Source organism: Sphingomonas sp. Root241 (genome assembly GCF_001428865.1).
Taxonomy (GTDB): Bacteria; Pseudomonadota; Alphaproteobacteria; order Sphingomonadales; family Sphingomonadaceae; genus Sphingomonas.
Genome location: NZ_LMIV01000002.1, coordinates 760,312 through 781,435, shown reverse-complemented (window position 1 = coordinate 781,435; position 21,124 = coordinate 760,312). Strand labels below are relative to the sequence as shown.

The window sequence follows — 21,124 nt, the reverse complement described above, 5'->3', positions numbered from 1 at the left end:
CGGCGGAGGCCGGAGTCGCGCACGGCTTGCGATGAAACTGGAGCGCGCCGCTTAAAGAAGCCCGGCCCGCCGCTCAAGCCCTCCTTGCCGATTAGCGCCCCGGATCGGTCATCGACGGCGGATCGCTCGCCGGAAAGCTGTCGTCGAGCGCATCGTCGAGCAGTGCCTCGACATGATTGCGTTTCACGCTCTCTTCCATCCGTTCGAGCTGATCCGGCGTCGCCTCGACCTGATGGCGCGCCTTCCACTCGGCATAGGGCATGCCGTAGACGATCTCGCGCCCTTCCTCCTTGCTCAGCCCGCCGGCCTCGGCCACCCAGTCGCCGAGACAATTGCGGCAGAAGCCCGCCAGCCCCATCAGATCGACATTCTGCGCATCGCTGCGATGCCGCAAATGCCGGACGAGCCGCCGGAACGCCTTGGCCGCCACGGCGTCGTCCAGGGTATCGAGTGTCGGCACTGTGAACCTCCGTGGTTGATCGGCGCAGATTAAAGGCTAGAGGCAGGCGCGCACAAGGATGACAGCGATGACAAAGGCCATAAGACCTCGTTCCCGGAAAGTCCGCATCCTCGCGACGCTGGGCCCTGCGAGCAACACCGTCGAGATGATCGAGCAGTTGTTCGAGGCGGGTGCCGACGCCTTCCGCGTCAACATGAGCCACGGCGATCAGGCATCGAAAGTGCCGGTAATCGCGGCGATCCGCAGCCTCGAGAAAAGATATGGCCGGCCGACGACGATCCTCGCCGATCTTCAGGGCCCCAAGCTGCGTGTCGGCAAATTCGCCGAGGGCAAGGTGGTGCTCGAGACCGGCCAGCAATTCACGCTCGACCGCGATCCGACCCCCGGCGACGCGACTCGCGTCGAGTTGCCCCATCGCGAGATTTTCGAAGCCGCGCACGAGGATGCCCGGCTGCTGCTCGACGACGGCAAGATGGTGTTGCGCGTCACGTCGGCGAGCCCCGACAAGCTGGTCACGCGCGTCGAGGTCGGCGGAACCCTTTCTAATTCCAAGGGCCTAAACGTCCCAGACATGGTGCTGCCGCTCGCGGCGCTCACCGAAAAGGACCGCAGCGACCTGGCGTTCGCGGTCGAGCAGCGCGTCGACTGGATCGCTTTGTCGTTCGTCCAGCGTCCCGAGGATCTGATGGAGGCGCGCCGGCTGATCGGCGGCAAGGCGGCCCTGCTCGCCAAGATCGAGAAGCCGAGCGCGATCACCCGGCTCGAGGAGATCGTCGAGCAATGCGACGGCGTGATGGTTGCCCGCGGCGATCTCGGCGTCGAGCTGCCGCCGGAGAGCGTACCGCCGCTGCAGAAGCGCATCGTCGAGACCGCGCGGCGGATGGGCCGTCCCGTGATCGTCGCGACGCAGATGCTCGAATCGATGATCGAATCGCCCTCGCCGACCCGCGCCGAAGTCTCCGACGTCGCGACAGCGGTCTATGATGGCGCCGACGCGATCATGCTCTCGGCCGAGAGCGCGGCGGGTAAATGGCCGATCGAATCGGTCGCTATGATGAATTCGATCGCCGACGCGGTGGAACGCGATCCCGCACATGGCGACCGCGTCCATTTCACGGTCACGCGTCCCGATCCGACCACCGCCGACGCGCTGGCCGAGGCCGCGAAGAACATCGCCCGCACCGTATCGGCGGTGGCGATCGTCTGCTTCACCAGCTCGGGCTCGACGGCGCGGCGCATCGCGCGCGAGCGGCCGACCGTGCCGATCATGGTGCTGACGCCGAAGATCGAGACCGCGCGCCGCAGCGGGCTGCTCTGGGGCAGCCACGCGGTCCATACCCGCGACGTCGAATCGTTCGAGGAGATGGTCGCCAAGGCCAAGCGCATGGCGATGCGCCAGGAACTGGCGCGCGCGGGCGACCGTATCATCGTCTGCGCCGGCGTGCCGTTCGGGACGCCGGGCTCGACCAACGTGCTCCACGTCGTCACCATCTTGGGCGACGAGCTCAAGAATTATCAGGGGCCTGAAGGGGGCTGAACCTGGGCACCGCCTCTCCGTCACCCCGGCCTTGTGCCGGGCTCCACCGGGAGGCGAGCGATGACTCAGACAGGTAAGGACAGCGCATGAGGCGCAGTGGACCCCGGCACAAGGCCGGGGTGACGTTCTAATTTGGAAGCAATCCCAGCCGCACCAGTTCGGCGCGGAAATCCTCGGCGTTGGTGAACAGCACGGCGTGGATGCCTGCGTCCCTCGCGCCCGCGACATTGGCGGGACTGTCGTCGACGAACACCGCGTCGGGGCCTTCGAGACCGAAACGCTTCAGCGCCAGCGCGTAGATCGCGGGGTCGGGCTTCACGAGCTTCTCGTCACCCGAGACGACCACGTCGCGGAAGCGATCGAAGATCTCGCTGTGCTGCGGCACCCACTCGCGCCAGAACTCGCCCGAGAAATTGGTGATCGCGAACAAGGGCACGCCCGCGGCATCGAGCTCGCGGACGATCTCCAGCATGCCCGGAATCGCGTGGGGCACCGTATCGTTGAAGCGCGGACCCCATGCCTGGATCAGCTCGGCATGCTCCGGGAATTGCGCACTCAGCTCGGCCGAGGTCTCCGCGAAGGGACGCCCGGCGTCATGCTGGAAATGCCATTCCCTGGTGACGACGTTCGCCAGAAACGCTTCGAGCGCCTGATCGTCCTCGATCAAGCGCTCGTAGAGGTAACGCGGATCCCATTCGAAGAGGACCTTGCCGACATCGAAGATGACGGCGTGCGGCGTCCCCACGTCCGGAATTAGCCCTGGCGGGCCTTGAACCGGCGATTCGTCTTGTTGATCACATAGGTCCGGCCGCGGCGACGGATCACGCGGTTGTCACGGTGCCGCCCCTTGAGCGACTTCAATGAATTCACGATCTTCATGACCGATTCGCTTCTCGACTGAATATGGTGCTGGAAAAGAGGCGCCCGCCTAGAGGGGGAGCGTCGTCAAGTCAAGGTGCTGACGGCCTTGCGGAACCGACTGCCCGGGGGCAGGGTTGAGGTGCGGCGGGGCGTTCTCCCCGCAAGACAGGAGGCCAATGCCCGTGAACAATCTCCTCAGCATCGCAGCCGCGGGCGCGGCCTTGCTCGCGGGCGGATGCACCGCCACGACTCGCAATGCGCCGGTCGAGGTCACGCGCTACCATATCGGCACGCTGTCCGAACGCACCACGGTCGCGATCGAGCCGATGACCGGCGCGGCGCAGATCAGCCCCGAGTTCCAGATGTATGCCGACGCGGTCGGCACCGAGCTCGAGCGGCTCGGCTTCGTCCAGTCGCGCAGCGACATGGCGTCGGGCTATATCGCCGCAGTTTCTTTCACGCGCGTCTCGCGCGGTGCGTATCGCGAGCAGCCTCCCGTTTCGATCGGCCTCGGCGGCGGCGGCATCAGCGGCGGCCGGCGCGGCGGTGGAGTCGGCCTGGGCGGCGGCGTTTCATTCGGGATCGGCGGCAAGACGCGCGAAGTCTATGGCTCCGAGCTTGCGGTCCAGCTCCGCCGCCGCAGCGACAACAGCACCGTGTGGGAGGGCCGCGCAGTCACCGAATCGGTGAGCGGCAAGCCCGGCAGCGATCCGCGCGATCAGGCCGCCCGGCTGGCTAACGCATTGTTCAGGGACTTCCCAGGCGAGTCAGGCATCACTACCACGGTCAAATGAGCATCCAGATCAACGCCGCATTCGACGGCGGCAATATCCGCGTGGTGGCAATGGAGGGCGACCGGATCGACCTCGAGATCGTCACCGATCATCTGTCCGATTTCTACCAGTGGTTCCATTTCCGGCTGGCAGGGGCGAAGGGGCGCACGCTCACCTTCCGCATCCTGAATGCGGGCGGCGCGGCCTATCCGTTCGGCTGGCCCGGCTATCAGGCGCGCTGGAGCACCGATCGCGCGCATTGGCGGACCACCGCCACCGATTATGCCGACGGCGTGCTGAGCTTCACCCGGACGATCGACACCGACATCGTCTGGTTCGCCTATTTCGCGCCGTATTCGATGGAGCGGCACCACGATCTGGTGACTCGCATCGCCGCGCAGCCGGGCGTCTCCCACCGCGAGCTCGGCGTCACGCTCGACGGCCAGCCGATCGACTGCCTGACGCTCGGCGAAGGGCCCAAGCAGGTCTGGCTCTATGCCCGCCAGCATCCCGGCGAGACCATGGCCGAATGGTGGATGGAAGGCGCGCTCGAGAAGCTGACCGAGCTGGACGATCGAACCACGCATGCGCTGCGGAGCAAGGCGACCTTCCACATCGTGCCGAACATGAACCCCGACGGCTCCCGCCGCGGGCACCTGCGCACGAACGCCGCGGGCATCAACCTCAACCGCGAATGGCATTCGCCCACGCCCGAGAAGAGCCCCGAAGTCCTCGCCGTGCGTAACCGCATGGACGAGACCGGCGTCGATTTCGCGATGGACGTTCACGGCGACGAGGCGATTCCCGCCAATTTCCTTGCCGGCTTCGAAGGAATCCCGAGCTGGACCGACGCATTGGGCGAGAAATTCTACGATTTCGCGCGCCGCCTGGCGGAAACCACGCCCGAATTCCAGCTCGACCTCGGCTATGAGAAGGCCGCGCCGGGCAAGGCAAACCTCTCGATGTCGACCAACCAGCTCGCAGAGCGGTACGGCGCGGTTTCGATGACGCTGGAGATGCCCTTCAAGGACCATGACGCCAATGCGGACGCCGAGTTCGGCTGGTCGCCCGCGCGCTGCAAGATCCTCGCGCATGCCTGTCTCGACACGCTCGCCGGCATGATCGACGAAATCTGATGGATATCCGCGAAGGGGGACTGGACGATCCGCAGGTCGTCGCCTTGCTCAACGTGCATTTCGCGGGGATGCTCGCGAATTCGCCGAAGGACAGCTGCCATTTCCTCGATCTGTCCGGACTGCGCGCGCCCGGCGTGACCTTCTGGTCGGCGTGGGACGGCGCGGACCTGCTCGGCTGCGGCGCGCTCAAGCAGCTCGACGGCCAGCATGGCGAGATCAAGTCGATGCGCACGTCCGAGCAGCATCTGCGGCGCGGCACCGGCGCGGCTCTGGTCTCGCAGATCCTCGGTGTCGCCCGTGCGCGGGGCTATAAGCGGTTGAGCCTGGAGACCGGGTCCGGGCCCGCCTTCGAGGCCGCCCACGCGCTCTACCGCCAGTTCGGCTTCACCGAGACCGGACCGTTCGGCGACTATAAGGAAGACCCGTTCAGCCGCTTCCTGTCGCGCGTGGTGTAAACTATCGCCCCCTGCAAGGGGAGTGTGAGGTCGGATCGCGCCCCGCGCGATCCTCGATCATGCGGGGCATGATCGACCTCACACTGGTTGCGCAGACTTAGGTTTTGCGAAGCAAAGCCTTAGTCGGAGCTGGGTGAGGGGGTGCGGCCGCAAAGCGGCCGCGCGGAGCTTCGCTCCGCTCTACCCCTCACCAAGCTGCGCTAGGCAGCAAGCTGCCAAGCTTCGCTATCCTCCCCCTATCAAGGGGAGAGGGAGGTTTAGGTCGAATGCCGATACGACCTAACCTTCCTCGATCGCGCGCTGGCCGGCGGGGCCAATCGCCAGCTCACGCCAGTCGAGCTCCTCCTGCAGTCGCTCGAACGCCTCCTCGCCAATCGCGTCGTCGTCGCGCAATTGGCGCAGCCGCTCGCGCTGGGCGGATATCGCCTTGAGCTTGAGCCGCCGGCGCTCGTTGAAATCGCCGCAAGCCTCCCCGCCGTCGAGCGCCGCGCGATCGATCTCGAACTGGCGCCGTACCTCGTCGGCAACGCGCCCCTCCGCCCCCACAACCGCGGCCAGCGCCGCCCCGGTCAGGGCACGCTCGGCTGCCTGATGCTCCTGCGAATCGTCGCCGCTGCCCAAGCCCAGCAGCCGGATCAGCGGCGTGAGCGTGAGCCCCTGTACCACCAGGGTCGCCAGCACCACGGCGAACGCCGACAATGTGATGAGGTCGCGCTGCGGGAAGTCCGATGGCAGCGCAAAGGCAGTCGCCAGCGTCACCAGCCCGCGCATCCCGCACCAGCCGACCACTACGCCCTGGGCGAGGCCCGTCGGCTCGGCATCGCCGCGCAGCAACGCGAAGCGCGCCGCGAGCCGGTTATAAACGAGCACCCAGACGAGCCGCGTCACCACCACGCCCGCGACGACCATCGCCGCGACGCCGGCGGCCTCGCGCAGCCGGGCCGGGTCCATCCCGCCGATGATCGCGCGCGCCTGCATTCCCATCAGCAGGAAGGCAACGACGTTGAGCACGAACACCGCGACGCCCCACACCGCGAACGACTGGATGCGGTTGCGCGCGTCGATCCCCATGCGCGGGCTGTTGGCGATGAACATCGCCATCGTCACGACGCAGAGCACCGCCGACAGCCCCAGCCGCTCGGCGAGCAGCCAGGCGACGAAGGTATTGACGAATTCGAGCAGGTTCCCGCCGAACGAGCCGCGGGTATAGGGGATGATGAACTGGAATAGCCAGGCCATCGCCAACCCCAGCGCGATCCCGCCGGGCACTGCGAAGCCGAGCTGGAGCGCCACGCCGCCGTCGATCCCGCCATGGCCCTGGATCGCCACCGCGGCGCTGAACAGCAAAAGCGCCGTGGCATCGTTGAGCAGGCTCTCGCCGGTGAGCACCTGTACCGCGCGGCGCGGGAGCGAGGCCGATCGCAGCACCGTGGTCGCGGCTGCGGCATCGGGCGGCGCGACGATAGCACCGAGCGTAATTGCGGCCGCGATCGGTAATCCGGCGAACGCCCAGCCGATCCACGCCACTACCGCTGTGGTCAACAGCACTGCCACCACGGCAAGCGCGACCAGCGGGCGCCAGAGCCGGCGGATCGCGGCGAGCGGAAAGTCGAACGCGGCGTCGAGCAAAACGGGGGCGATGAACAGCGCCAGCGCGGTATGGCCTTCGAGCGCGATCGCCGGGCTCCCCGGCACCAGCGCTACGATCACACCTGCAGTAGCGAGCATGGTCGGATAGGGGATCCATGTCCGCCGCGCGACCTGCAGCAATACCACCGCCAGCAGCAACAGTGCGACGAGGCTCTCGAAGAAGGTCATGCACCAACATACCAGAGTTGCAATCCGCTCAGCATAGCCATGCATGCTCCGCGAGCGAAATGCGGGTATCGGTGTCGAGCGGGCCGGCCAGCACCGCCCGCAGGTTCGCCTCCAGCTGCTCCCGGTTGCGCATCCCCACTGCCACGGTTGAGACCACTGGATGCGACAGGCAGAAGCGCAGCGCCGTGTCGGCGACCGATTGATCGGGCGATGTCACAGTCGTCAGGCGTGTCACGCGGTCAGCGGTCTCGTGCCGGTGCTCATCGAAAAAATAAGCGCGCCGCCAATCGTCGGGTGGGAAGTCAAGCATGCCCCCGAGCGCGCCGTAATATAGCGGCGCGCGGGCGATGACGCCTACATCGTGCTTCTCGCAAAGCGGCAGAAGCGCCCGGGACGGGCCAGGATCGAAGACATTGTACATCGCCTGCACCGAAGCGATCCGTTCGCTGGCGACGATCTCGAATCCTGCCGCCACGTCGTGATCGAAGAGCGACATGCCGAAGCCGGCGATCTTGCCTTCCTCGCGAAGGCATTCGAGCGTCTCCAGCCAATCGCCTTCATGCTGCCATTCGGGACACCAGGCATGAAGCTGCTGGAGCGCCAGCCGCTCGACGCCCAATGTCGCGAGCAATGCTTCGGTTTCGGCGCGCAGGTGCCGCCCCGGATAGGCATCCTGCGCGGGGACATGCGGCGAGGGCAGATCGAAATGCACCAGCGACGTGGCGCGCACGAGGATATGGACGCGATCCCGCGCATTTTCGCGCCTGAGCATTTCGCCGAGCAGCGCCGCCGCCACATTGTCCCCGGCATCGAGCTCGATGGCGTTGATGCCGCGATCGAGCGCCAGTGCGACCATGGCCCTCGCCTCCGCGATGTCGCTCCGCGCCGCGGCCGCCAGCGCCGAAGTGCCGAGGGTCAGCTCGGACAGGTCGAGTCCGGTCCGGCCGAGGCGGCGAAACCGCATCGTCAGTCCGCCGCCGCCGTGATCACGATCTGCAGCCCCGGCGCGTCGCGGTTCGCCCAGGACGAACGGTGCCACGCGCCGGGCTGCGCCGGGGTCTGGACGCGATGTACGCTCGCGGCGCCGGGCGTGACTTCATATTCCCTGTCCGGATCGAGCAGGAACGGAAACCGGCCCGAGACCATCGCCGCGAGCTGCGCCGGGCGATGCGCCCACAATGCCTCGACTGGCGCGCCGGTGCGCATCACGCGCATGTCCATCTGGCCCAGCAGCGGAAATTCGCGGCGCATATAAGCGCAGTAGATATCGGCACGGATATTATCGGCCGGGGTGAACCGCATGCCAGCGGGGCGGCCGAGCGGCCAGACCAATCGGAACGCCCGCCGCTCGTTGACGCGATCGACATGCCAGACGAGGTCACCCGGCGCAAAATAGGTGCGGATCGCGATCGAGGGCCGTGCTGCGACCAGTCCGCCGACAAGGCCGGCCAGCGCGGAGATCTCGCGGGCGAGCAGTTCGTTCTCACGCGCGAATGCGCCGGGTCCGAATAGCTGACCCGACACCATCTCGAGCGCCGCGTCGGGCTCGAGCCGATTGAAGTCGAGCCTGAACCCGGGCGCGCGGAGCAATGCGCGGACCAGATCGCGATACGGCAGATCGTCGAGCGCCGGGCGTTCCAGCTCGACGGCACCGAGCGGCGACCGATCGAGGCTATGAAGCAACGGGTCGGCGCCATTGGCCAATGCGCTGCCGGGAAGTCCGCTCATCGCAGCGTTGTCGGCCAAGGCCCCGGCCAGATCAAGCGAGGGCAGCGGCCGCCCCGGAAGGGACGGCCGCCGGGCATCAGTTGCCGAACTGGAGGCGGACGCCGGTCATGATCCGCCGGCCACCATAAGACAGGCGCATGATCTTGGGAGCACCGTCTTCGAAGGGCACGTAGCTGCCGGTCGAGATCGTCTGCGCCTCGCGCCGCATGTTGCGGCCTTCTGCATAGACCTGGAAATTGCGCGTGACATTATACGAGATCTTGGCGTCGATGAAGGTGCTGCCATCCGTGAAGCGCGGAACGCCCGGATTCCAACCCGGACCAACGAGGCGCACGTTGGTCCATTGTTCGCCCGGATAGTTGATGTCGATATTGTTGCCGCCGCACGGCGTGATGCAGTTAAACCGCGCGCTGCGCCTCTGATAGGCGACCCGGATGTTGAGCTTGCCGTCATCATACCACAGCGAAGCGTTGGTATAATATTTCGATTCGTCAGGCGGAAGCATGACGTCCCCAGTGAGCGGATCCTGCTGCCCAGACGTCACTGCCGATGACAGGATCGAGAAGTTGGCATCGGCGCCGGTGTACTTCAGGAACCAGGGCAGGAAGGTGAATGCGGTCTTGGCGGAGAACTCCCAGATCGAACGCTTGTAGCCCGGTCCGTTTTCGTAAGTGGGATAGGCGAACTCGATATCGGAGAGCGCTTCGCCCGTGCCTGGATCGGTTCCTTCGCTCCCCGCGAAAGGCCGCGCGGTCTTGGTCACCTGAAGCGGATTGCCGATCTTGACGTCGAGCTTGCCATAAGTCGCCGAGAACATCGTATCCGCGTTGGGATACCATTCGAGGCTGGCGTTGTAGCTCCACGCGGTAAATGGCTTCAGCCCGGGATTCCCGATGCGCCCGGTGCAGCCGAAGATATCGTCGCCGTCGGCATCGATCGCGCGCTGGTCGATCGTGCACGTGCCGCCCGCGATGAGATTGCCCATCGACGGACGCGCGACGGTCTTGCCGCCATAGAGTCGCAACACGACCGATTCGTTGAAGCCCCAGAGATTGAGGTTGACGCTGGGCAGCCAATCGCGGGTGCTGGCATTGACCGAGGTGTTGGCAATGAACGTCTGGGTGATGATACCACCCGCATTGTTGGGATCCAGAGGATTGAAGGCGGGGCCCTTGCGAATGCTGTTCAGCGTGAGCAGCGACGTGCCGGTCACATTGGCGAACACGCCGCGCACGCCGACATTGCCGTTGAAAACCAGCCCCAGCGGCAGCTTCTGCTCGAAGTCGAACATCGCATAGACGTTCTTGATCGTCTCCTGCACCCGCGTCGCCGGCTGGTCGTATGTCTTGCCGTCGGTGCCGACGCAAGTCTTGAGGCAATCATAGTTCATGAAGTCCTTCGCGCCGAGCGCAGCGAACAACTCGTCGGTGCGAATTCCCTGCCATGCGTCCGGCAGCGTGCCGCGATTGGGCAGATCGCCGAAATATTGCGAACCGCTGGGCTCGAGCGTCCTGGTGAACAGCGCGATGAGATCGGCCGGGGTCAGCGTATCCACGCCCGAGCGGACATTGGCAGGATTGGTGGACGGAACGTAACCGTAATTGCACGACACCGTCGACGTCGCGGTCGGCTGACAGGCGCGCAACGTACCGCGGACATTGGCCGTCGGCACGATCACCGCGGGCACGTACCCGGCGGTCCCGAAGGTGCCCACAGCCGAGGACACCGTGTACCCGCCGCCGCCCCAGCGCTCGGACTTGTTCTTGCGATACATCCCGCCGACCGAGAATTTGGTGATGAACGGCAGCCAATCCCGGGTGTCGTACCGCAGGTCGAGCTTGGCGATCCGCTCCGACGATTCACCAAGCGCCGGAGAATAGGAGACCCCGAAGCTCGGGGTGGTCAGCGGCAACTGCCCGACAGTATAGGCGGGACTTGCCGGCGCGTTGGGCCCGGCCGTGACGGCACTCTGGCCGACGCAGGTCGGTGCCGTCCCCGTGCCGATGCACGCGGGCGGTCGCAATTGCACGAAGTTCGCAGGATTGGTGTCGTCGTAGCTGGCTGGCAGAGCGACGTCGTAGAGGCCGTTGGGCTGCAGCGTCAGTGTCGCATCGCCATAAGCGTAGGAGCGCGAAGTACGCATGTCGCCGCGGCCCGATGTCGCCTTGGTCATGCCCGCCATCGCATCAATCTCGAGCCGCTCGCCGCGATATTCGGCACCGCCCTGATAATACATCGTCTTGGTGTCGATGTGGTTCTCGATCTGGTCGATGCTCACCGAATTATTGGTCAACTTCATCTGAGTGACGTTGTGATTAGCATCCACCACCACGCTGCCGGGAACCACGTTCAAGACCTGCCCCGCGACGGGGACGCTGATCAGGGAGTTGCCGCTGCCGGTGCTGACGACATTGAGGCCGTAGACAGGGTCGAACACATTATATCCGGCAGGCGCGTTGGCGTTGACGGTACGCGTGCGCGGATTGCCCGTGGTCGTATCGCTGAAGGTACCGGCAATATTCTGGTTGAACAGGCTTACCGGGTTGCGGCTGCGATTCTGGTCATGGACCTGGCGGTCGGCGCGCGTTGCCTTGGCATAGACGGTCAACTGGTCGTTCACGCGGAAATCGAGCCGCGCATCGATCGAGTAGCGCTCGTCGGTCTGCGTGTTCATGAAGTTGCGGACCAGCGACGGAGTCGCGTCGTTCCACTGGTTGAGACAGGTTTGCTGCTCCACCGTCCGCTGCTGGACCCGTGCCGCGGTCGTGGCGTTGCCCGCCGTTTGCAGAGGAAGATACGGGAAGATCGAGAGGCACTGCGCCTTGCTGGTCGCGCCGGCGGCGAGCGTCACCAATTCGCGTGGCGTGAGCGTGGTGCCGTCAGGGGCGGTGCTGTTGGCGAAAGCAACGTCCGCAGCGTCGGTCCCGACCGTCGCCGGATTGAAACTGAACGTCTTTTCGGGTGAATTGTCGAAGTCGAAGAGGCGCGCAAAACCACGGTTGTTGGAAGTCGTCTGCTCATAGCCATGGCCGTCGTTCTGGATCTTGGAATAGGTGCCGCTGACGATCACGCCGAGCCGATCGTTCAAGAACTTGTGCGCAGCGACGGCGTTGAAGTCCGGGGTCCAGTCCCTGCCGAGCGAATTCTGTCCGGCGCCGGCGCGGAGCGAGAAATAAGGCTTTTTGAAATCAAGGCCGGTGCGGGTCTTGATCTGAACGGTTCCGCCCAGCGAGCCCTCGGTCATGTCGGCGGTCGAACCCTTGACCACGTCGACGCTCTTGATCAATTCGGCTGGAAGCTCACGCAGATCCGCGCTGCGGCTCGCCCCGAGCGCGAGCGCCGTGGTGCTCTGCACGCCGATCCCGTCGAGTTCGACCCGCGTGAGATCGGGGCCATTGCCGCGCACGGTGACGCTGTCACCTTCGCCGAACTCGTTGCGGCCGAGCGCGACGCCCGGGATGCGCGAGATCGCTTCGTTGACGTTGCGGTCGGGGAAGGAGCCGACGTCATCGGCAACGATCGAGTCTGTCGCCGTCCTGGCGTTCTTCTTGCGATTGTTGGCCGATTGCTGGCTGGCGCGCGAGCCGACGACGATGATCGCCTCTTCGCTCTCGGGTGGAACGATGTCTTCGGGCGAAGGCGCCACCTGTCCGCCCTGTTCGCCCGCCTGGGGCGCGGTCTGCGCCATTGCCTGCCCGCCACAGATCAGTGCCAGCCCCAGCACCGTCCAGGACGCAGTCGCCCCAATGCGGACGCGCAGATTCGATCGATTCGACATGATTTTCCCCTCTCCCACCGTTGTTCACGCGGTCGTCCGAAGCGAGTCTCAGGTTGTTGTTGTCCCCGCGACCGGACGCATTTTGTGGGGTTCCGGAGGTTGTCCCTCCTGTTCTCCCACAATATGGAACGTGACTTCAGCTTTTAGAATTACCAGTTTTTTCCTCCGGCGCAAGCCAATCGTCAGACCAATCGGATAAAAGAGAGCCCACAGAGGGTTAATGGGGACTCTGTCCCGCTGCGAGACGACGCCGGACAACTTCTCGGGCGGCGATCAATCGCCGAGCGGGATTCTCGCCGCCTGCGACGCGAACCGCGCGGTCAGGTCGAAATTGTCGCCGTGGAAGACCGTGCGCACATAAGTGATCGATTCCTTCTCGCGCCAGGTCCAGCGCTCGAGCACGAGGCACGGCTTGTCCGCAGGCACTTCGAGCAAGGCGGCCGCATCCCCTGCCGCCGCCGCGGTGATGCGGTGCTCCGCCTCGGTCCAGGGAACATGCGCGAGCAGCCAACTTCCCGGCGGGATCACCGAAAAATCGGTGTCGCGCGCTGCGGGCACCGCGGCGAGATTGATCAGCCGCTCCTCGACTGCATAAGGAAGGCCGTCGGCGAGATGCACGCACTGGAGCGACAACAACTTGCCGTGCGGCGGCAGGCGCAGCAACGCGCCGCTGGCACCGTCCGCATCCAGCTCGGCCTGGCCAACCAGCCGCAGCGCATAGGCATGGCCGCGCTGCTCGATCTCCTCGCCGATATCGGGGATCTGCAGCGCCGCCATATGGATCCGCGGTCGGGTGACGAACGAGCCGCGCCGGCGCTGGCGCGAGATCAGCCCTGCGCCGGCGAGCGCCGACAGCGCCTTGTTCACCGTCATGCGCGAGCAGCCATATTCCGCCATCAGCTCGTGCTCGAACGGAATGCGGTCGCCGGGCCGCAGCGCGCCCGACATGATCCGGCCCTCGATAGCGTTGCGGATGGCCTGGTAGAGCGGACGGGCGTCGGCGGTCATTGTCCGGCGATCCCCAGCCCCGCAAGCGCGCGCGCGTAGCGCGCCATCACCGCGTCGCGCGCGACATGTCGTCCGCCCTTCACCCATTGCCGCCCGCCGCGCCACACGCCGTCGATCATTCCCCGGCTGTCGGCGAAGACGAACGCGTCGAGCAGCGCATCGCCGATGCGGTCGGCCAATGTGGGATGGCCGCGATCGAGCGTCACGAAATCGGCGCGCGCGCCGGCCGCGAGGCGTTGGCTGCCTATCCCCAGCGCCTGTGCTCCGCTTTTGCCCGCCGCGTCGAACAACGTCCGCCCGGTCGAGGGGCAGGCCGGGTTCGACAGCAGATTGCGCTCGCGCCGTACCAGCCGCTGCGAATATTCGAGGCTGCGCAGTTCCTGCGCCAAGTCGATCAGCACGTTCGAATCGGAGCCCACTCCGAAGCGTCCACCCGCCGCGACGAAATCCGTGGCGGGAAAGATGCCGTCGCCCAAATTGGCTTCGGTGATCGGACAGAGGCCCACGACGGCGCCGCTCCGCGCGATCCCCTCCAGCTCCGCCATGGTGGCGTGCGTCGCGTGGACGAGGCACCAGCGCGAATCCACCGGCGCATATTCGAGCAGCCATTCGACCGGACGGCGGCCATGATGCCGCAGGCAATCCTCGACCTCGCCGGTCTGCTCGGCGATATGGATATGCACCGGGCCGTCACCCCCGATCTCGACTGCGGCCGCCAGCCCCTCGGGCGTCACGGCGCGTAAACTGTGCGGCGCGACGCCGACACGCGCGTCCGAAAGCCCCGTCACAGCACGCCGCGAAGCCTCGACCAGCCGGGCATAGCCGTGGATGTCGTGCACGAAGCGCCGCTGCTCGGGCCGGGGCGCCGCGCCGCCAAAGCCCGACGCCATGTAGAGCACCGGCAACAAGGTGAGCCCAATGCCCGTCTCCGTCGCCGCCGCCGCCAGCCGCGCGCCCATCTCCGCCGGATCGGCAAAGGGCGCACCGTGGATGTCGTGATGGACATAATGGAACTCGCCCACCCGGACGAAGCCCGCCTCGAGCATCTCGACGAAAGCGAGTGCAGCGATCGCCTCGAGTTCGTCCGGGCCGATCGCATTGGCGAAGCGGTACATCAGGTCGCGCCACGTCCAGAAACTGTCCGCCGCCGGCCCGCGCCGTTCGGCCATGCCGGCCATGCCGCGCTGGAAGGCATGGCTGTGGAGATTGGCGACGCCCGGCAGCGCCACGCCGTGCCGCTCGTCGCCGGGCTCCGGCGCGACACCGAGCGTCAGAGCGACGATGACGCCATTCGCGGCCGTCATCCGTACGTGCTCGGCCCATCCGTCCGCCAGCAGCGCAGTCTCGAACCACCAGCTTTGCATCGCCGCCCTTCCGCATCGTGTCGTGGACAAATGTATAGACATTTCCGGCGAGATCCTAGAGGATCGATCAATCGCTTTCAGGAGGGTCATTGCGTGCGCGTCGAGCAGCTGTGGAGCAACGCCAGGCTGGCCACGCTGCGCGGCGAGGGCCTCGGCGTGGTGGAGGACGGCCTGATCGCCGCAACCGGCGGCCACATCGTCTATGCCGGCCCCCGCGGCGACACCCCGGCGTTCGATGCCGAAACCATCCATGATTGCGAAGGCCGCTGGATCACGCCCGGGCTGATCGATTGCCACACCCACCTCGTTTTTGCCGGCAATCGTGCGCGCGAGTTCGAGCTACGCCTTGAGGGTGCGAGCTACGAAGAGATCGCCCGCGCGGGCGGCGGCATCGTCTCGACCATGGCCGCCACACGTGCCGCCAGCGAGGAGGAACTGGTTTCCGCCGCATTGCCTCGGCTAGATACGATGCTGGCCGACGGCGTGACTACGATCGAGATCAAATCGGGTTACGGCCTGTCCGAAGCCGACGAATGCAAGATGCTGCGCGCCGCGCGTGCGCTGGGCGAACGGCGCGCCGTGAACATCGCGACAACCTTTCTCGGCGCGCACGCCGTGCCGGGCGAGTTCAAGGGCGATGCCGACGGCTATATCGAACGGGTCTGCGAAGCGATGATTCCCGCGGTCGCCGCGGCCGGCCTGGCCGATGCCGTCGATGCGTTCTGCGAAGGGATCGGCTTCAGCCCCGATCAGGTCCGCCGCGTGTTCGAGGCCGCCCGTGCCAACGGCCTGCCGGTGAAGCTCCATGCCGAGCAGCTCTCCAACCTTCACGGCGCGGCGCTCGCGGCCGAGTTCGGCGCGCTCTCCGCCGATCATCTCGAGCATCTCGACGAAGCCGGCGTCGCGGCGATGGCGCGCGCCGGCACCGTCGCGGTGCTGCTGCCCGGAGCATTCTACTTCACCCGCGAGACCCGCCTCCCCCCGGTCGGTGCGCTCCGCCGCGCCAGCGTGCCGATCGCCATTGCCACCGACTGCAATCCCGGCACCTCGCCGCTCACTTCGCCGCTGCTGGCGATGAACATGGCGGCGACCTTGTTCCGGCTGACCGTCGACGAATGCATCGCCGGCATGACGCGCGAAGCGGCACGCGCACTCGGCCGGCTGGATACCGTCGGCACGCTCGAGCCCGGCAAGCGTTGCGATCTCGCGATCTGGGACATCGAGGAGACCGCCGAGCTCGTCTATCGCATGGGGTTCAACCCGCTCCATGCCCGCATCTTTGGAGGACAGGCATGATCACGCTCGAACCCGGCGCAGTGCCGCTCGAGCAATGGCGCGCAATCTATCGCGGCGGCGAGACGCAGCTCGACTCCGCCTGTCGTCCGGCAGTCCAGCGCGCCGCCGGCACCATCGCCCGGATCGCTGCAGGCGATCATGCAGTCTACGGCGTCAACACCGGCTTCGGCCTCCTCGCCAGCATCCGCATCGAACCCGCCGATCTCGACGCGCTCCAGCGCAACCTCGTCCTCTCGCACGCGGCGGGGGTCGGCGATCCCATGCTGCGCCCCGTGCTCCGGCTGATGATGGCGCTCAAGCTCGCGAGCCTCGCCCGCGGCGCATCGGGCGTGCGGCTCGACACGCTCGACCTGCTCGAGGCGATGCTGGCACGCGATCTGCTGCCGGTGGTCCCGGCACAGGGCTCGGTCGGCGCTTCGGGCGACCTCGCCCCGCTCGCACATATGACCGCGGCGATGATTGGGGTCGGCGAGATCGACACGCCCGCCGGCCGCCTTCCCGCCGAACGGGCATTGCGCGAGGCGGGCCTAGAGCCGCTCACGCTCGGCCCCAAGGAAGGCCTCGCACTGCTCAACGGCACGCAATTCTCCACAGCCTATGCGCTCGCCGGGCTGTTCGAAGCCGAGGCATTGTTCGCCGCCGCACTCGTCTCGGGCGCACTTTCGACCGAGGCGGCCAAGGGCTCCGACACACCTTTCGACCCGCGCATCCACGATCTGCGCGGTCATCGCGGCCAGAAGGAAGTCGCGGCGATGCTGCGCGCGATGATGCATGGGTCGCCGCTGCGCGCCTCGCACCGCGACGACGACAAGCGCGTGCAGGATCCGTACTGCCTGCGCTGCCAGCCGCAGGTGATGGGCGCCGCGCTCGATCTGCTCCGCCAGGCCGCGGCGACCTTGAGGATCGAGGCCAACAGCGTGTCGGACAATCCGCTGGTCTTCGCCGATACCGACGAAGTGCTGTCGGGCGGCAATTTCCACGCCGAACCCGTCGCCTTCGCCGCCGACATGATCGCGATGGCCCTGTGCGAGATCGGCTCGCTTTCCGAGCGGCGGCTGGCGATGCTGGTCGATCCGGCGCTCTCAGGATTGCCGGCCTTCCTCACCCCGCGTCCGGGGCTCAATTCGGGTTTCATGATCCCCCAGGTCACCGCCGCCGCTCTGGTCTCCGAAAACAAGCAGCGCGCTTATCCGGCCAGCGTCGATTCGATTCCAACCTCGGCCAATCAGGAAGACCATGTCTCGATGGCCGCGCACGGGAGCCGCCGGCTGATGGCGATGGCCGACAATACCGGCAATATCATTGCGATCGAACTGCTCGCTGCGGCGCAAGGCTATGACTTCCACGCGCCCGTCCGCAGCAGCGAAGCGATCGCGGCAGTTCATCGGGTAGTACGTGACGCCGTGCCGCATCTGGAAGAAGATCGCTATTTTCATCCCGACATCGCCGCCGCCGCACAGATCGTCCGCGCGGGTATTTTGCGCGAGATCGCCGAAAGCCACGCTGTTCCCATTCCGTCGGTGACGCATGGCTAACAGCGACTGGCTGATGGTCCGCCGAGGCAATGCGCCTTTGGTGCTCGGCATGCCGCACACCGGCACGGACATCCCCAACGACCTGCTGCCCCGCTTCCTCTCGCCATGGCGCGCGAGGAAGGACGCCGACTGGTGGATCGACCGGCTCTACGCCTTCGCCGCCGATCTCGACGCGACGATCGTCCGCACCACACTCTCGCGCAGCGTCATCGACGTGAACCGCGATCCCAGCGGCGCCTCGCTCTATCCGGGCCAGACGACCACCGAGCTCTGCCCGACCACCACCTTCGACGGCGAACCGCTCTATTTGCCCGGTCAGGCGCCCGACGAAGCCGAGATCGCCCGGCGCCGCGACCGGTGGTTGACGCCCTATCACGCCGTGCTCACCGCCGAGCTGGAACGGCTCCGCGAGGCACACGGCAACGTCGTCCTCTACGACTGCCATTCGATCCGCAGCCACGTGCCGCGCCTGTTCGACGGCGAACTGCCCCAATTCAACATCGGCACCAACGATGGCGTGACCTGCGACTCCGCACTCGAAGCAGCAGTCGAGCGTGCTTGCGCCGCCACCGGCCGCTCGCTGGTGGTGAACGGCAGGTTTCGCGGCGGCTACACCACCCGCCATCACGGCCGCCCCGAAACGGGCGTGCACGCGATCCAGATGGAGCTCGCCTGCCGCGGCTATCTCGACGAGCCCGACAAACCCGACGAGACCAACTGGCCGACGCCCTTCGACCCGGCCCGCGCCGCACCGCTGATGGTCGATCTCCACGCCATCCTCACCGCCTGCCTCGACTGGAAGCCAGCATGACCACCCGCCGCGACAACAGCCGCATTATCCGGGCAGCGCGCGGCGCCGAGCTCAGCGCGAAGAGCTGGCTCACCGAGGCGCCCTTGCGCATGCTGATGAACAATCTCGACCCCGGCGTTGCCGAGAAGCCCGAGGAGCTGATCGTCTATGGCGGCATCGGCCGGGCCGCGCGCGACTGGGAGAGCTATGACGCGATCGTCGCCAGCCTGCGCCGGCTCGAGGACGACCAGACCCTGCTCATCCAGTCGGGCAAGCCGGTCGGCATCTTCCGCACCCATGCCGATGCGCCGCGCGTGCTGCTCGCCAATTCCAACCTCGTTCCGCATTGGGCGAACTGGGCGCATTTCAACGAGCTCGATCGCAAGGGCCTGATGATGTACGGCCAGATGACCGCCGGCAGCTGGATCTATATCGGCAGCCAGGGCATCGTTCAGGGCACCTACGAAACCTTCGCCGAAATGGGCCGCCAGCATTTCGGCGGCACCCTGAAGGGCCGCTGGATCCTCACCGCGGGCCTTGGCGGAATGGGCGGCGCGCAACCGCTTGCCGCGACGATGGCGGGCGCCTCGTGCATCGCGGTCGAATGCCAGCCGTCGCGGATCGAGATGCGACTCAAGACCGGCTATCTCGACCATCAGGCGAACAGCATCGAAGAGGCGCTGGCGATCGTCGCGGAAGCGCACAAGGCCGGCGATGCCGTCTCGGTCGGCCTGCTCGGCAACGCCGCGGAGATCTATCCCGAGATGGTCCGCCGTGGCATCCGCCCCGACGCGGTGACCGATCAGACCTCGGCCCACGATCCGCGCAACGGCTACCTCCCGCTTGGCTGGTCGCTCGACCAATGGGAGCGCGCCCGCAGCGACGATCCCGAAGGTCTCGACAAAGCCGCCCGCGCCTCGATGGCGGTCCATGTCCGCGCGATGCTCGACTTCCACGCAATGGGCATCCCCACGGTCGATTACGGCAACAACATCCGCCAGATGGCGTTCGAGGAAGGCGTCACCGACGCGTTCGACTTCCCCGGCTTCGTGCCGGCGTACATCCGTCCGCTCTTCTGCCGCGGCGTAGGTCCGTTCCGCTGGGTGGCGCTGTCGGGCGATCCCGAGGACATCTGGAAGACCGACGCCAAGGTGAAGGAGCTGCTTCCCGACAACGCGCACCTCCACAACTGGCTCGACATGGCGCGCGAACGGATCCACTTCCAGGGCCTGCCCGCGCGGATCTGCTGGGTCGGCCTGGGCGAACGCCACCGCCTCGGCCTCGCCTTCAACGAGATGGTCGCCTCGGGCGAGCTCAAGGCACCGATCGTGATCGGCCGCGATCATCTCGACAGCGGCTCGGTCGCCTCGCCCAACCGCGAGACCGAGAAGATGCAGGACGGCTCGGACGCGGTCTCGGACTGGCCGTTGCTCAACGCATTGCTCAACACCGCCAGCGGCGCGACCTGGGTGTCGCTCCATCATGGTGGCGGCGTCGGTATGGGCTTCTCGCAGCATTCGGGGATGGTGATCGTCTGCGACGGCACTGCGGACGCCGCGCGCCGGATCGAACGCGTGCTGTGGAACGATCCCGCCACCGGCGTCATGCGCCATGCCGATGCGGGCTACGAGATCGCGATCGACTGCGCGCGCGAGCAAGGGCTCGATTTGCCCGGCATGCTCGGCTGACTAATTCGGGAGTGTATCGGCGGCGCTGAGGTTGCCATGATAATGCGGCGCATGGTGTTCCGATCTTCAAAACAGGCGCAGGCCAAGCTGCACGCCCGCACTGGCATCGGGAGCACTTTTCGACAGGCCCGCGCCGCCGTGCACCGATAGCGAAAGCCGCGACGAGATGCCCGTGGTGAGCCGCATCGAGAGCAGTTGTTCGTCGGGCAGCGACGCGCCGGGGCTCTGCGCATAGCCATAGGCGACCTGCCCGGAAACGCCCGAACCCAGCGTCGCATTGAGCCCGGCCTGGCCTGCCAGGGTGGTGCGGAGGCGATAGCCGTCCGGATTCTCCGGCATCGTGTAGGTCACGTTCGCGAACGGCGCCACCGCGCCCAGTGGCTTCGATGCTTCGGCACCCACGGCATAATCGGCCTTTCCGGTGCCGAGTCCGGTCCTGGCCGTCGGCAGCTTCACTTGCCCGTAAGCGGCAAGGTCGACGGCCTTGAGAGGCGCTACCCATGCAGCGCCCAGCCTCAGGTCGCCCATGCCCTGCCGACGCATCCGCGTCGCCGGCCGGGTCGGGTCGACGATGATCGGAAGGCCGAACAGTCCGCCACCGCCCGTCACCACATTCCCGGGCGCATCGACCCGGGTGTAGGGGAGCGAGGCCGACAGGACCACGCGGCCCTTGACCACGCGCGCGCCAGCGACCGCTGAACGGCTCTCTATTCGCTCTCCGATGCCATAGTCCCCGGTCTGATATTCGGCGCCGACACTCAGTTCCGCGCGGGCATTACCCGGGCGTGAAACGGGCTCGGCGGCTTGCTGCGCCGCCGCCGGCGAGGCGAGGAACAACAGGCCGAGGGCGACCGAATATGCATGCATGGCATTCTCCATTCTCGATACGTGCGTACG

The 21,124-nt window shown here is 66.5% G+C and carries 18 protein-coding genes; 8 read left to right on the top strand and 10 right to left on the bottom strand.

Features of this window, described 5'->3' with window-relative positions; genetic code table 11:
- Window positions 1-91: 91 nt before the first annotated feature.
- On the bottom strand, window positions 92-460 hold the full coding sequence (locus tag ASE13_RS14285; RefSeq protein WP_056617106.1) for a DUF1244 domain-containing protein: 369 nt from the start codon (window positions 458-460) through the stop codon (window positions 92-94).
- 67 nt (window positions 461-527) lie between these two features.
- Here ASE13_RS14285 and pyk point away from each other — a divergent pair, with 67 nt between their 5' ends.
- Window positions 528-1,997: a pyruvate kinase gene (gene pyk, locus ASE13_RS14280; protein ID WP_056617103.1), complete on the top strand. Its 1,470-nt coding sequence runs from the start codon at window positions 528-530 to the stop codon at window positions 1,995-1,997.
- Between the two features lie 127 nt (window positions 1,998-2,124).
- Here the strand turns inward: pyk and ASE13_RS14275 are convergent, their stop codons facing one another.
- Entirely contained in the window at window positions 2,125-2,742 is a 618-nt protein-coding gene (locus ASE13_RS14275; protein WP_056617100.1) for an HAD family hydrolase, read from the bottom strand.
- Between the two features lie 8 nt (window positions 2,743-2,750).
- Window positions 2,751-2,876 carry a type B 50S ribosomal protein L36 gene (gene ykgO, locus ASE13_RS14270; RefSeq protein WP_029724010.1) on the bottom strand — a complete coding sequence of 42 codons (126 nt, stop codon included), beginning with the start codon at window positions 2,874-2,876 and terminating at the stop codon, window positions 2,751-2,753.
- A 158-nt stretch (window positions 2,877-3,034) separates the two neighbouring features.
- On the opposite strand from ykgO, the gene ASE13_RS14265 reads away from it, so the two are divergent.
- Genes ASE13_RS14265 through ASE13_RS14255 form a run of 3 tightly spaced genes read left to right on the top strand, consistent with a single transcriptional unit; the run spans window position 3,035 to window position 5,222 of the window.
- The gene (locus ASE13_RS14265) at window positions 3,035-3,652 is read left to right on the top strand and encodes a DUF4136 domain-containing protein (RefSeq protein WP_056617097.1); all 618 of its coding nucleotides are present in this window, start codon (window positions 3,035-3,037) and stop codon (window positions 3,650-3,652) included.
- Entirely contained in the window at window positions 3,649-4,767 is a 1,119-nt protein-coding gene (locus ASE13_RS14260) for a M14-type cytosolic carboxypeptidase (protein WP_056617094.1), read from the top strand. Before ASE13_RS14265 ends, ASE13_RS14260 begins: the two co-directional genes overlap by 4 nt.
- The gene (locus tag ASE13_RS14255; RefSeq protein ID WP_056617092.1) at window positions 4,767-5,222 is read left to right on the top strand and encodes a GNAT family N-acetyltransferase; all 456 of its coding nucleotides are present in this window, start codon (window positions 4,767-4,769) and stop codon (window positions 5,220-5,222) included. Before ASE13_RS14260 ends, ASE13_RS14255 begins: the two co-directional genes overlap by 1 nt.
- A gap of 279 nt (window positions 5,223-5,501) precedes the next feature.
- Here ASE13_RS14255 and ASE13_RS14250 read toward each other — a convergent pair whose 3' ends face one another.
- The 6 genes from ASE13_RS14250 to ASE13_RS14225 form a co-directional block, all read right to left on the bottom strand.
- Window positions 5,502-7,040, bottom strand: a complete 1,539-nt coding sequence (locus ASE13_RS14250) for a cation:proton antiporter (RefSeq protein WP_056617088.1) — start codon at window positions 7,038-7,040, stop codon at window positions 5,502-5,504.
- A 28-nt stretch (window positions 7,041-7,068) separates the two neighbouring features.
- Window positions 7,069-8,004, bottom strand: coding sequence for an aldo/keto reductase (locus ASE13_RS14245; RefSeq protein WP_056617085.1), 936 nt, complete (start codon window positions 8,002-8,004; stop codon window positions 7,069-7,071).
- Window positions 8,005-8,006: 2 nt separating this feature from the next.
- Window positions 8,007-8,768, bottom strand: coding sequence for a hypothetical protein (locus tag ASE13_RS14240; RefSeq protein ID WP_156404894.1), 762 nt, complete (start codon window positions 8,766-8,768; stop codon window positions 8,007-8,009).
- 76 nt (window positions 8,769-8,844) lie between these two features.
- A complete protein-coding gene (locus ASE13_RS14235; protein WP_056617079.1) occupies window positions 8,845-12,546 on the bottom strand; it encodes a TonB-dependent receptor in 3,702 nt (1,233 codons plus the stop codon).
- Between the two features lie 273 nt (window positions 12,547-12,819).
- Complete coding sequence (gene hutC / locus ASE13_RS14230) at window positions 12,820-13,554, bottom strand: histidine utilization repressor (RefSeq protein ID WP_056617076.1); 735 nt, start codon at window positions 13,552-13,554, stop codon at window positions 12,820-12,822.
- Window positions 13,551-14,918 (bottom strand): formimidoylglutamate deiminase, encoded by a 1,368-nt coding sequence (locus ASE13_RS14225; RefSeq protein ID WP_056617074.1) that lies wholly within the window; start codon window positions 14,916-14,918, stop codon window positions 13,551-13,553. Before ASE13_RS14225 ends, hutC begins: the two co-directional genes overlap by 4 nt.
- Window positions 14,919-15,011: 93 nt before the next feature.
- On the opposite strand from ASE13_RS14225, the gene hutI reads away from it, so the two are divergent.
- The 4 genes from hutI to hutU are packed head-to-tail and all read left to right on the top strand — an operon-like array spanning window position 15,012 to window position 20,227.
- Complete coding sequence (gene hutI, locus ASE13_RS14220) at window positions 15,012-16,214, top strand: imidazolonepropionase (protein ID WP_056617071.1); 1,203 nt, start codon at window positions 15,012-15,014, stop codon at window positions 16,212-16,214.
- Window positions 16,211-17,749 (top strand): histidine ammonia-lyase, encoded by a 1,539-nt coding sequence (hutH, locus tag ASE13_RS14215; RefSeq protein WP_056617069.1) that lies wholly within the window; start codon window positions 16,211-16,213, stop codon window positions 17,747-17,749. The genes hutI and hutH overlap by 4 nt, the downstream gene beginning before the upstream one ends.
- Window positions 17,742-18,560 carry an N-formylglutamate deformylase gene (gene hutG, locus ASE13_RS14210; RefSeq protein WP_056617066.1) on the top strand — a complete coding sequence of 273 codons (819 nt, stop codon included), beginning with the start codon at window positions 17,742-17,744 and terminating at the stop codon, window positions 18,558-18,560. The genes hutH and hutG overlap by 8 nt, the downstream gene beginning before the upstream one ends.
- Window positions 18,557-20,227, top strand: a complete 1,671-nt coding sequence (hutU, locus tag ASE13_RS14205; protein WP_056617062.1) for a urocanate hydratase — start codon at window positions 18,557-18,559, stop codon at window positions 20,225-20,227. The genes hutG and hutU overlap by 4 nt, the downstream gene beginning before the upstream one ends.
- A gap of 66 nt (window positions 20,228-20,293) precedes the next feature.
- On the opposite strand, the gene ASE13_RS14200 is transcribed toward hutU, so the two are convergent.
- Window positions 20,294-21,094, bottom strand: a complete 801-nt coding sequence (locus ASE13_RS14200) for a transporter (RefSeq protein ID WP_156404893.1) — start codon at window positions 21,092-21,094, stop codon at window positions 20,294-20,296.
- Window positions 21,095-21,124: the final 30 nt, after the last annotated feature.

Bases quoted from the DNA above. Each gene is read 5' to 3' on its own strand.
- ASE13_RS14250 (WP_056617088.1), bottom strand. From the start codon at position 7,040: ATGACCTTCTTCGAGAGCCTCGTCGCACTGTTGCTGCTGGCGGTGGTA.
- ykgO (WP_029724010.1), bottom strand. From the start codon at position 2,876: ATGAAGATCGTGAATTCATTGAAGTCGCTCAAGGGGCGGCACCGTGAC.
- ASE13_RS14225 (WP_056617074.1), bottom strand. From the start codon at position 14,918: ATGCAAAGCTGGTGGTTCGAGACTGCGCTGCTGGCGGACGGATGGGCC.
- ASE13_RS14255 (WP_056617092.1), top strand. From the start codon at position 4,767: ATGGATATCCGCGAAGGGGGACTGGACGATCCGCAGGTCGTCGCCTTG.
- hutU (WP_056617062.1), top strand. From the start codon at position 18,557: ATGACCACCCGCCGCGACAACAGCCGCATTATCCGGGCAGCGCGCGGC.
- ASE13_RS14265 (WP_056617097.1), top strand. From the start codon at position 3,035: ATGCCCGTGAACAATCTCCTCAGCATCGCAGCCGCGGGCGCGGCCTTG.
- ASE13_RS14260 (WP_056617094.1), top strand. From the start codon at position 3,649: ATGAGCATCCAGATCAACGCCGCATTCGACGGCGGCAATATCCGCGTG.
- hutC (WP_056617076.1), bottom strand. From the start codon at position 13,554: ATGACCGCCGACGCCCGTCCGCTCTACCAGGCCATCCGCAACGCTATC.
- hutG (WP_056617066.1), top strand. From the start codon at position 17,742: ATGGCTAACAGCGACTGGCTGATGGTCCGCCGAGGCAATGCGCCTTTG.
- pyk (WP_056617103.1), top strand. From the start codon at position 528: ATGACAAAGGCCATAAGACCTCGTTCCCGGAAAGTCCGCATCCTCGCG.
- ASE13_RS14240 (WP_156404894.1), bottom strand. From the start codon at position 8,768: ATGAGCGGACTTCCCGGCAGCGCATTGGCCAATGGCGCCGACCCGTTG.
- ASE13_RS14245 (WP_056617085.1), bottom strand. From the start codon at position 8,004: ATGCGGTTTCGCCGCCTCGGCCGGACCGGACTCGACCTGTCCGAGCTG.
- hutH (WP_056617069.1), top strand. From the start codon at position 16,211: ATGATCACGCTCGAACCCGGCGCAGTGCCGCTCGAGCAATGGCGCGCA.
- ASE13_RS14235 (WP_056617079.1), bottom strand. From the start codon at position 12,546: ATGTCGAATCGATCGAATCTGCGCGTCCGCATTGGGGCGACTGCGTCC.
- ASE13_RS14200 (WP_156404893.1), bottom strand. From the start codon at position 21,094: ATGCATGCATATTCGGTCGCCCTCGGCCTGTTGTTCCTCGCCTCGCCG.